The organism is Acetivibrio ethanolgignens, from assembly GCF_001461035.1.
Taxonomy (GTDB): domain Bacteria; phylum Bacillota; class Clostridia; order Lachnospirales; family Lachnospiraceae; genus Velocimicrobium; species Velocimicrobium ethanolgignens.
The window spans coordinates 1-1,170 of the sequence record NZ_LNAM01000102.1 but is presented as its reverse complement, the minus strand read 5'-3'; the positions used below and the strand labels follow the sequence as shown (position 1 = coordinate 1,170).

2 protein-coding genes are annotated in these 1,170 nt (G+C 36.1%); one reads left to right on the top strand and one right to left on the bottom strand.

The window, feature by feature from the left end; all coding sequences use genetic code 11:
- The coding region (locus ASU35_RS05655) for a hypothetical protein (protein WP_058352077.1) at window positions 1–496 on the bottom strand (496 nt) is incomplete at its 3' end.
- Window positions 497–727: 231 nt separating this feature from the next.
- Between ASU35_RS05655 and ASU35_RS05650 the strand changes: the two genes are divergently transcribed.
- Complete coding sequence (locus ASU35_RS05650) at window positions 728–958, top strand: helix-turn-helix transcriptional regulator (protein WP_058352076.1); 231 nt, start codon at window positions 728–730, stop codon at window positions 956–958.
- Window positions 959–1,170 lie beyond the last annotated feature (212 nt).

Below are 1,170 nucleotides of genomic sequence, written 5' to 3'. Positions count from 1 at the left end.
AGTTTTTCTCTTTTGAGGAATGTATCTTAGAAAAAATACTTACTGGATGATTGCTGCCGATTAGAACACAAGCCTCCGTCACATGGTAGCCTTTTTCGTAAACGTTTTTTGTCGCTGTACTTTTGGAACCATCCCGAACAAGTCCCAGTGCCTCAAACTTGCGGCCTTCCGGTTTTATCACATCGCTATCATCAATATGGATAATGGGATTCCTGGGAACCATTGTACGAACGAAAGCCAGATATGACTTTTGTGCGTCTTTCGGAATCCCTTGGTTAAGGTGCCTGGTGAGACGCTCCACAGAATTCACTTTTTTCGATTTCTCATGAAGCTGATCAACGATATCTGTTAGGAGGCAACTCTGAGCGGCAAGCATGCCGTAGGTCATATCGGCTGTAAACTTTCTATCGGGTTTAGAAAGATGTTTTGAAATCTTTTTTGAAAAAGTTAAAATTTCTCGTTTCAAAGAATAAGTATTTGTAGTAGAATTAAGCATAAGGAATCCTCCTGGTTTTTGTTTAGTATCTTTTTGATTGGACACCTTAATTATACTACAAGACAGGAAAGGATTCCTTATATTTTGGGCATTTTTTGAAAGTTGTTTATGGTGATGGCTATGGAAATGCGGGTCTGTGGATAAAACTGCGGAAACTCAAGGACCTGAACGTATTGACTTTCGTGAAAGAACATGGTAAACTATACTTATCCAAAGAGAGAAGGTAAGGTAATGAGAAACAGAATTGAAAAATATAGAAAACCATTAGGTTTATCACAACATAGGTTAGGGAAGAAAGTTGGAATATCAAGAATAAGTATAAATCAAATAGAAACAGGAAAAACAATGCCAAGCCTAAAAACTGCAAATGATATAGCAAATGCTTTAGGCGTTTGTATGTATCAAGTTTTTGATTTGGACGGAGAAGAAACATATAAGTGTCGTAGTTATAATTGTTGCTAAGAATATATGACTACATTTAGTAAAAGCATTCTGGTGATATGTCAAGAACTTTTTGAAAAAGAATTTATATGTTTTTCAGAAAAAAGGGTAACTTTAATAGACCTTCGGTATATTTTATGAAAAAACCAAATGTCAGTTCGATTTGATATTATATTCGGTGTCCAGCTTTTCGCCGGTGTACAGTTGGTTTTTGACCAGCAATCCAAAAACGA

Bases quoted from the DNA above. Each gene is read 5' to 3' on its own strand.
- ASU35_RS05650 (WP_058352076.1), top strand. From the start codon at position 728: ATGAGAAACAGAATTGAAAAATATAGAAAACCATTAGGTTTATCACAA.